The organism is Pseudonocardia sp. McavD-2-B (assembly GCF_024124365.1).
In the GTDB taxonomy this organism is placed as follows: Bacteria; Actinomycetota; Actinomycetes; order Mycobacteriales; family Pseudonocardiaceae; genus Pseudonocardia; species Pseudonocardia alni.
Map to the genome: position 1 here is coordinate 1 of NZ_JAMXSG010000261.1, position 8,540 is coordinate 8,540.

Consider the following 8,540-nt stretch of genomic DNA (forward strand, 5'->3'; position numbering starts at 1 on the left):
GCCCCGTCCGGACAGCTCCTCGAAGGAGACCACACGGGGCGAGCCGGGTCCCGCATCGTCGACGCCGTCGTCGGCGCTCCCACCGGAAGCCGGGTCGGGGTGGGGGTCGGGGTCGTCGAGGGTCAGCCTGCGGACCGGGGCGGGGGCCGCCGCCCCGTCCGTCGCGCCGTCCGCCGCCGGTCCCGTGGACCAGGCAGCCGGCGGTTCGGTCGCCGTCGTGGGGGCCTCGTCGGCACCGCTCAGCGCGGCGAACGAGACCTGGTGGGGGCTCGTGTCCCAGCCGGGGACCCCCGGGGGCTCGGCGACGGACTCGTCCGGCTCACCGCCGGTCGGGTCGGCGGTCCGGATCGCGGGCGGATCCTGCTCGTCGGTGACCGACGGGGTCACGCCGAACAGGTCGTCGAGCGGGACGGTGCGGGGCCTGGTCGGCTCCGCACCGTCCCGTCCGGACGTGCCTCCGGACCCGTCGCGCTCGCCGGTCACGCTCAGAAGTCGACCGGGGCCGGGAGGGGCTCGACCGGGCTGGTCTCCTCGGCGTCGACGACGGCGCCGATCCCCAGCTTCTCCTTGATGCGCTTCTCGACCTCGGCGGCGACGTCCGGGTTCTCCTTGAGGAACTTGCGGGCGTTCTCCTTGCCCTGCCCCATCTGGTCGCCCTCGTAGGTGTACCAGGCACCGGACTTGCGGATGATCCCCTGCTCGACGCCCACGTCGATCAGCGAACCCTCCTTGGAGATGCCGACGCCGTAGAGCACGTCGAACTCCGCCTGCTTGAACGGCGGGGCCACCTTGTTCTTCACGACCTTGACCCGGGTCCGGCTGCCGACCATGTCGGTGCCGTCCTTCAGGGTCTCGATGCGGCGGATGTCCATGCGGACCGACGCGTAGAACTTCAGCGCCTTACCACCGGTCGTGGTCTCCGGGGACCCGAACATCACGCCGATCTTCTCGCGCAGCTGGTTGATGAAGATCGCGGTGGTGCCGGAGTTGCTGAGCGCACCGGTGATCTTCCGCAGCGCCTGGCTCATCAGCCGGGCCTGCAGGCCGACATGGCTGTCGCCCATCTCGCCCTCGATCTCGGCGCGCGGCACGAGCGCGGCCACCGAGTCGATGACGATGATGTCGAGCGCGCCGGAGCGGATCAGCATGTCCGCGATCTCCAGCGCCTGCTCACCGGTGTCCGGCTGGGAGACCAGCAGGTCGTCGGTGTCGACGCCGAGCGCCTTGGCGTACTCCGGGTCGAGCGCGTGCTCGGCGTCGATGAACGCCGCGACGCCTCCGGCGGCCTGCGCGCTCGCGACGGCGTGCAGCGCGACGGTCGTCTTGCCGCTGGACTCCGGGCCGTAGATCTCGACGACGCGGCCGCGCGGGATGCCCCCGACGCCGAGCGCGACGTCGAGCGCGATGGAGCCCGTGGAGATGGCACTGATCGGGACGCGGGTCTGGTCGCCCAGGCGCATCACCGATCCCTTGCCGTGGTTCTTCTCGATCTGGGCGAGGGCGAGTTCGAGCGCCTTGCCGCGGTCCGGAGCGGACATCTCTTGACTCCTCGCTGGTGGTCGACGATCGGGTCCTGCTGGTGTCTTTCGGGGAGGCACACCACAACGGTATGGGGTACCCCTGACAGTTACGGGCCCGGATCGGCGCCTGTGGACAACTCGTCCGACACCGCGCCGCAGGACCGGTACCGCGAGCCCTGGCGGAACCGTAGACGAACACGCGTTCGATCCGACACCGCGACACGCCGACCGGGCACCCACGGGAGCCGAGCGGTCACCACGACCGCCCGGGGCGCCGCTACCGCCGTGCGGGTGGGACCTCGTAGGCCGCGCAGACCGCGCGCCAGACCCGGCGCAGGTCGAGACCCGCCTCGATCGCCTGCTCGACGGTCCGGCCGCCGAGGTCGGCGAAGACGTGGTCGCGGGACAGCGACGCCGCCCGCACCGGCCCGAACTCGCCCTCCATCAGTTCCCGGAAGTGGCTCAGTCGCACGCCCGCGAGGGTAGACGGGTCACCCGTTCCGTGTGGTGTCCGCCCGTTGACGGCCCCGGAGCCGGTAGCCTGGGTGATATGTCCGAACTGCTCGCGACCGTCCCGGTCGACGTCGCCGACGAGGTCCTCGCGACGACCGGCATCGGGTCGCCCCTGGCGTGGCAGGTCGTGTCGCTGCTCGCGCTGCTGTCCGCGCTGGTCGTGCTGGTGCGCTGGTGGCTCCACCAGCGCCGTCGCTGAGGGTCCCGCTCAGCCGGCCGCCGGGCGTCCCGTGCGGGCCGAGCGTGCTGCCACCAGCAGGAACGGCACCGTCGCCACGACCACCAGCGCGCCGAGCAGCGCGTAGGACGACACCGTCACGAGCACCCCGGCCACGATCCCGGCGGCGGCGCCGACCAGGTTCATCGCCACGTCCACCGAGCCCTGCACCCGCGGCCGGTCGGCCACCGCCAGCGACGCCGTGAGCTGCGCCGATCCGCCCACCACCGCTGCCGACCAGCCCAGACCGAGCAGCACCAGGCCCACCGACAGCAGGCCGGTCGAGGTCGGCGCGGCGAGGGCGCAGACCACCCCCGCCAGCGGCAGCAGCACCCCGGCACCGGCCAGCACCCGCGCCGGTCCGAGCCGGTCAGCGAGCCACCCGAACAACGGGCTGAGCGCATACATCCCCGCGATGTGCAAGCTGATCACCAGCCCGACGACCGACAGCGCCGCGCCGCCGTGGTCCATGTGCACCGGGGTCATCGACATCAGCCCGACCATCACCGCGTGCCCGAGCACGATGCCGACGGCGCCGAGCAGCGCGGGGCGCGAGGCCCGCAGCACCGCCCACGGCCGCACCGCCACGGCCCCGGGCGCGCCAGCCGGGGCCCCCGCGCGCTCCCGGGCCCGCAGCAGCGGGTCGGGCCGCAGACCCAGCCACCCGGTCAGGGCCGCCAGGGCGAACGCGACCGCGCAGAGCAGGTACGGACCGGCGACACCGGGCAGCCCGGCCGACACGGCCACGGCGTCCAGCGGACCGAGCAGGTTCGGCCCGGCGACCGCACCGACCGTCGTCGCCCACACCACCATCGCGAGCGCGCGGCCGGCCCGCGCCGGCGCGGCCAGGTCGGTGGCGGCGTAGCGCGCGGCGAGCCCGACCGCCGTCCCCGAACCGATCAGCAGCAACGACACCAGCAGCAGCGCCACCGAGCCGGTCGTCGCCGCGACGACCGCACCGACCGCGCCGAGCAGTCCCACCAGGTGACCGCCGACCAGCGCGGGACGCCGTCCCCGGGCCTGGGCCACGCGTGCGACGACGGCGGCCGCACCCGCCGCGCCCAGCACGCTCGCCGTCGACGCGACGCCACCGACCGCGGGCGAGCCGGACAGCCGGGACGCGACCAGCGAGCTCGCGGCGATCGAGGTCGCCACGGCCGTCCCGCCGAGCACCTGCCCGATCGCGAGCACCGCCAGCAGGCGGGGCTGGGCGGGGTCCTGCGGCGGGGAGGCGGCGTCGGGTGCGGCGGTCACGGGCGGATGCTGCCGTGCCACGGCCGCCGCGCGCCAGGGCGTTACGCTCCGGCCCGGCCACACGAGCGGAGGACGGTGGACATGGCGGGCACGACCCCGAACACACGCAGGTCGGCGGGCACGGACGACGCGGAGCTGCAGAACGCCTACCGCATGGTCTCCGACGTGCTGGCCGGAGCGGTGCGCGAGACCCTCGCCGCGCCGGGGCCCGACCCGGCCCGGTTCGCCGTGCGCAGGCTGACCGCGGTCGACCGGGACATGCCGCCGGACGCCACCCCGCCCGGCTGGTCGCTGGCCTTCCTGGTGCTGGCCGACTGGTACGACGCCGCTCGCACCGCGCTCGCCGACCACGACGACCGCTCCGAGCGGGCACTGGGCTGGATCGGGAGCAACCTGGGCCCGCGCTACGCGGCCCGGGCCCGCTACACGGTCGCCCCGCTCGTCGACCCGGCCGACGCCCGCGAGACCTCGCACTACGTCGACGCGCTGGGCGTGGACTTCCTGGCGTCGATGGTCTGGACGGTCGCGGCGGTCGTCGCCGAGTTCCCGGCCGAGGACACCGCGGAGGTCTGGCCCCGCACGAGGGCCGACGCCGCCCGCTGACGTCGCAGGTCACGCCCGGTCCGACGGGCGCTCGACGGGTGACTGTCGGACCCCACCCGCATGATGGTCGGCGTGACCGCACTCGAGGGCTTCTCCCCCGCCACCCGCCAGTGGTTCGAGGGGGCCTTCGCCGCGCCCACGGCGGCCCAGGAGGGCGCCTGGTCCGCGGCGCAGGCCGGGCGCAACGCGCTCGTCGTCGCGCCGACCGGGTCCGGCAAGACCCTCGCCGCGTTCCTCTGGGCGCTGGACCGGCTCGCCGCCACCCCGCCGCCCGCCGAGCCGAAGCACCGCTGCCGGGTCCTCTACGTCTCGCCGCTCAAGGCCCTCGCCGTCGACGTGCAGCGCAACCTGCGCTCGCCGCTGACCGGCATCCGCCAGGCCGCGCAGCGGCTCGACGAGCCGGTCCCCGACATCACCGTCGGGATGCGCACCGGCGACACCCCGGCCGACGAGCGACGCCAGTTCCAGCGCACCCCGCCGGACGTGCTGGTCACCACCCCGGAGTCGCTGTTCCTGCTGCTCACCTCGGCCGCGCGGGAGTCCCTGCGCGGGGTGACGACGGTGATCCTCGACGAGGTGCACGCCGTCGCCGGGACGAAGCGGGGGGCGCACCTGGCGGTGTCGCTGGAACGCCTCGAGGAGATCACCGAGGCCACCCCGCAGCGGATCGGGCTCTCGGCGACCGTGCGCCCGGTGGACGAGGTCTCGACGTTCCTGTCCGGCACCCGCCCGGTCGAGGTCGTGCAGCCCGCGATCCCCAAGACGATCCGGGTCGAGGTGCAGGTCCCGGTGCCCGACCTGGCCGCGCTCGACGAGCGGCCCGCCCCGGGCAGCACCGACGAGGAGGTCGTCGGGTCCGCCGCGGGCACGGCGCGCAAGCCCTCGATCTGGCCCGCGGTGGAGGAGCGGCTGCTCGGCCTGGTGCGCGAGCACCGTTCGACCATCGTGTTCTCCAACTCCCGCCGGCTCGCCGAGCGGCTCACCTCCCGGCTGAACGAACTCGCCGCCGAGCAGGAGGCCGCAGCCCTGGAGGAGGCCGCCGACCTCGACGCCGACGCCCCGGGTGCGTTCCCGGCCGAGGCGGTCGGGCAGTCCGGGGTGGGCGGCGGGGCCGCGCCGACGGTGGCCAAGGCCCACCACGGCTCGATGTCGCGCGACCAGCGGACCCTGGTCGAGGAGGAGCTGAAGTCCGGCGTGCTGCCGTGCGTCGTCGCGACGTCCAGCCTGGAGCTGGGCATCGACATGGGGGCCGTCGACCTGGTCGTGCAGGTCGAGGCGCCGCCGTCGGTCGCGTCCGGGCTGCAGCGGGTCGGGCGCGCCGGGCACCAGGTGGGCGCGGTGTCCGAGGGCGTCGTGTTCCCGAAGTACCGCGGCGATCTCGTGTCCTGCGCCGTCGTCGCCGAACGGATGACGACCGGGTCGATCGAGTCCACGCGCTACCCCCGCAACCCGCTCGACGTGCTGGCCCAGCAGATCGTCGCGATGGTCGCGATGGAGTCGTGGCAGCTGTCCGACCTCGCCGCGACGATCCGCCGGGCGGCCCCGTTCGTGGCGCTGCCGGACTCCGCGCTGCACTCGGTGCTGGACATGCTGGCCGGGCGCTACCCGTCCGAGGAGTTCGGCGAGCTGCGCGCCCGCATCACCTGGGACCGGGTCACCGACGAGCTGCGCGGCCGCCCGGGCGCGCAGCGCCTGGCCGTCACCTCCGGCGGCACCATCCCCGACCGCGGCCTGTTCACCGTGATGACGCCGGGCGGCGCGGACGGCGCCGGGTCGCGGGTCGGCGAGCTCGACGAGGAGATGGTCTACGAGTCCCGCGTCGGGGACACGTTCCTGCTGGGGACCTCGTCGTGGCGGGTCGAGGACATCACCCACGACCGCGTGATCGTCACCCCGGCGCCGGGGGTGCCCGCCCGGATGCCGTTCTGGAAGGGCGAGTCGATCGGGCGGCCGCTGGAGCTGGGCCGGGCCGTCGGCGCGTTCGTGCGCGAGATGTCCGGGCTGGCCGACGCCGACGCCCGGGAGCGCGCCGCCGCGGCCGGGCTCGACGAGTGGGCCTGCGACAACCTGCTGTCCTACCTGCGCGAGCAGCGCGAGGCGACCCGGCACGTGCCGAGCGACCGCACGATCCTGGTGGAGCGGTTCCGCGACGAGCTGGGCGACTGGCGCCTCGTCGTGCACTCGCCGTTCGGGGCGCAGGTCAACGGGCCGTGGGCGCTGGCGATCGCCGCCCGGATGCGGGAGCGCCGCGGGGTCGAGGTGAGCGCGTCGGGCGCCGACGACGGGATCGTGCTGCGCCTCCCGGACGCCGTGGACGACAACGGCACCGAGGTCGTCCCGAGCGCCGAGGACGTGCTGCTGGAGCCGGGCGAGATCGAGCAGATCGTCGTCGCGGAGCTGGGGAACTCGGCGCTGTACGCGTCGCGGTTCCGGGAGTGCGCCGCGCGGGCGCTGCTGCTGCCCCGGCGCGACCCGGGCCGCCGCAGCCCGTTGTGGCAGCAGCGGCAGAAATCGGCGCAGCTGCTGAGCGTCGCGGGCAAGTTCGAGCAGTTCCCGATCACCCTGGAGGCGATGCGGGAGTGCGTGCAGGACGTCTACGACCTGCCCGGCCTGCGCGAGCTGATGGGCGATGTCGCCGCGCGGAAGGTGAAGGTCGCCGAGGTCGAGTCGTCGCAGCCGTCGCCGTTCGCGCGCAGCCTGCTGTTCGGCTACGTCGGGATGTTCCTCTACGAGGCCGACGCGCCGCTGGCCGAGCGCCGCGCGGCCGCGCTGTCGCTGGACTCGACGCTGCTGGCGGAACTGCTCGGCTCCGAGGCGATCCGGGAGCTGCTCGATCCGGAGATGCTGGCCGAGATCGAGGGCCAGCTGCAGCGCACCGACCCGGACCGGCACGCCCGCGACATGGAGGGCGCCGCGGACCTGCTCCGCTTCGTCGGTGACCTGTCCGAGGCCGACGGGCGGGCCCGCGGTGTCGACCCGGCGTGGCTGGCGCAGCTGGAGCGCGACCGCCGGGCGCTGCGGGTGCGGATCGCCGGCGAGGAACGGTTCGTCGCGATCGAGGACGCCGGCCGGATCCGGGACGCGCTGGGCACGGCGCTGCCGGTCGGGGTGCCGGAGGCGTTCACCGAGCCGGTGCCCGACCCGCTCGGGGATCTCGTGCTGCGCTGGGCGCGCACGCACGGGCCGTTCACCGCCGCCGAGCTCGCCCGCCGCTTCGGGCTGGGCGTGGCCGTGGTCGCCGGGGTGCTGGAGCGGCTCACCGGCACCGGTCGGCTGATGAAGGGCGAGCTGCGCCCGCAGGCGTCGGTGCCCGCCGGTTCCGGCGGCGAGCTGGAGTACTGCGACGCCGAGGTGCTGCGACGGCTGCGGCGCGCGTCGCTGGCGAAGCTGCGGCACGAGGTCGAGCCCGTCGAGCAGCGGGCGCTGGGCCGGTTCCTGCCGCAGTGGCAGGGCGTCCAGGTGCGGTCGGGCTCCGAGCGGCGAGGCCGGGTGCGCCGCGCACCGGGTGCCGAGGACGTGCTCGGTGTGGTCGAGCAGCTCGCCGGGGCGCCGCTGCCGGCGAGCGCGGTCGAGTCGCTGGTGCTGCCGGCCCGGCTGCCGGGCTACACCCCCGCGCTGCTCGACGAGCTGACCGCCTCCGGTGAGGTGACCTGGGTCGGGTGCCGCGCACTGTCCGGGCAGGACGGCTGGCTGGCGCTGGCCCCGGCCGACGTGGCGGATCTGCTGCTGCCCGCCCCCGACATGGACACCGCGGGTACTCCGCTGCACACCGCGGTACTGGCCGCGCTCGGGCTGACCGACCCGGCCGCGCTGACCGATCCGGAGGCCGCACCGGACTCCGGGGGCGGTGCGCTGTTCTTCCGCGAGCTCGCGACCCGGGCCGGGGTGCTGCTGACCGAGCAGGACGAACCGGCCCCTTCCGACGACGACGTCGTCGCCGCCGTCTGGGACCTGGTCTGGGCGGGTGCGCTCACCAACGACACGCTCGGCCCGCTGCGGGCCCGGCTGTCCGGGGGCGGCGGGCGGCGTGGCGCGTCCGGGCGGCAGGGCGGGGCGCACCGCACGGCACGCCGACCGGCCCGCGGGCGCTATGCGCAGCTGCGTGCGGGGCGGCCGTCGATGCCCAGCCGGACCGGGCCGCCGTCGGTCGGCGGGCGCTGGTCGGTGGCCGTGCCGCGCGAGCCCGACCCGACCCGCCGTGCGCACGCCACCGCGGAGGCGTTCCTGGAGCGCCACGGCGTGCTGACCCGGGGCGCGTTGGGCACCGAACGGGTCACCGGCGGGTTCGCCGCGGTCTACAAGGTGCTCCGGGCGATGGAGGAGTCCGGCCGGTGCCGGCGCGGCTACATCGTCGAGGGGCTGGGCGCGGCGCAGTTCGCTGTACCGGGCGCGATCGACCGGGTCCGGGCCCTCGCCGGGACCGACGGCGGCCC

At 75.3% G+C, this 8,540-nt stretch carries 6 protein-coding genes and 1 pseudogene; 3 read left to right on the forward strand and 4 right to left on the reverse strand.

Translation table 11 applies throughout. From position 1 onward, the window contains the following. The 3 genes and pseudogenes from NH602_RS25055 to NH602_RS25065 form a co-directional block, all read right to left on the reverse strand. Positions 1-483 (reverse strand): annotated as a pseudogene (locus tag NH602_RS25055) (hypothetical protein); the annotation flags it as partial. Between the two features lie 2 nt (positions 484-485). Next, positions 486-1,538, reverse strand: a complete 1,053-nt coding sequence (gene recA / locus NH602_RS25060; RefSeq protein WP_073578091.1) for a recombinase RecA — start codon at positions 1,536-1,538, stop codon at positions 486-488. A gap of 259 nt (positions 1,539-1,797) precedes the next feature. Next, entirely contained in the window at positions 1,798-1,992 is a 195-nt protein-coding gene (locus NH602_RS25065; RefSeq protein ID WP_062401227.1) for a DUF3046 domain-containing protein, read from the reverse strand. 78 nt (positions 1,993-2,070) lie between these two features. Here NH602_RS25065 and NH602_RS25070 point away from each other — a divergent pair, with 78 nt between their 5' ends. Further along, positions 2,071-2,232: a hypothetical protein gene (locus NH602_RS25070; RefSeq protein WP_167379121.1), complete on the forward strand. Its 162-nt coding sequence runs from the start codon at positions 2,071-2,073 to the stop codon at positions 2,230-2,232. 9 nt (positions 2,233-2,241) lie between these two features. Here the strand turns inward: NH602_RS25070 and NH602_RS25075 are convergent, their stop codons facing one another. After that, complete coding sequence (locus tag NH602_RS25075; RefSeq protein WP_253069074.1) at positions 2,242-3,504, reverse strand: MFS transporter; 1,263 nt, start codon at positions 3,502-3,504, stop codon at positions 2,242-2,244. Positions 3,505-3,585: 81 nt separating this feature from the next. Between NH602_RS25075 and NH602_RS25080 the strand changes: the two genes are divergently transcribed. Together NH602_RS25080 and NH602_RS25085 are read left to right on the forward strand one after the other, a co-directional pair. After that, positions 3,586-4,107 (forward strand): hypothetical protein, encoded by a 522-nt coding sequence (locus NH602_RS25080; RefSeq protein WP_073578093.1) that lies wholly within the window; start codon positions 3,586-3,588, stop codon positions 4,105-4,107. A 63-nt stretch (positions 4,108-4,170) separates the two neighbouring features. Further along, on the forward strand, positions 4,171-8,540 hold a 4,370-nt coding region (locus tag NH602_RS25085), incomplete at its 3' end, for an ATP-dependent helicase (RefSeq protein ID WP_253069075.1).

Bases quoted from the DNA above. Each gene is read 5' to 3' on its own strand.
- recA (WP_073578091.1), bottom strand. From the start codon at position 1,538: ATGTCCGCTCCGGACCGCGGCAAGGCGCTCGAACTCGCCCTCGCCCAG.
- NH602_RS25070 (WP_167379121.1), top strand. From the start codon at position 2,071: ATGTCCGAACTGCTCGCGACCGTCCCGGTCGACGTCGCCGACGAGGTC.
- NH602_RS25080 (WP_073578093.1), top strand. From the start codon at position 3,586: ATGGCGGGCACGACCCCGAACACACGCAGGTCGGCGGGCACGGACGAC.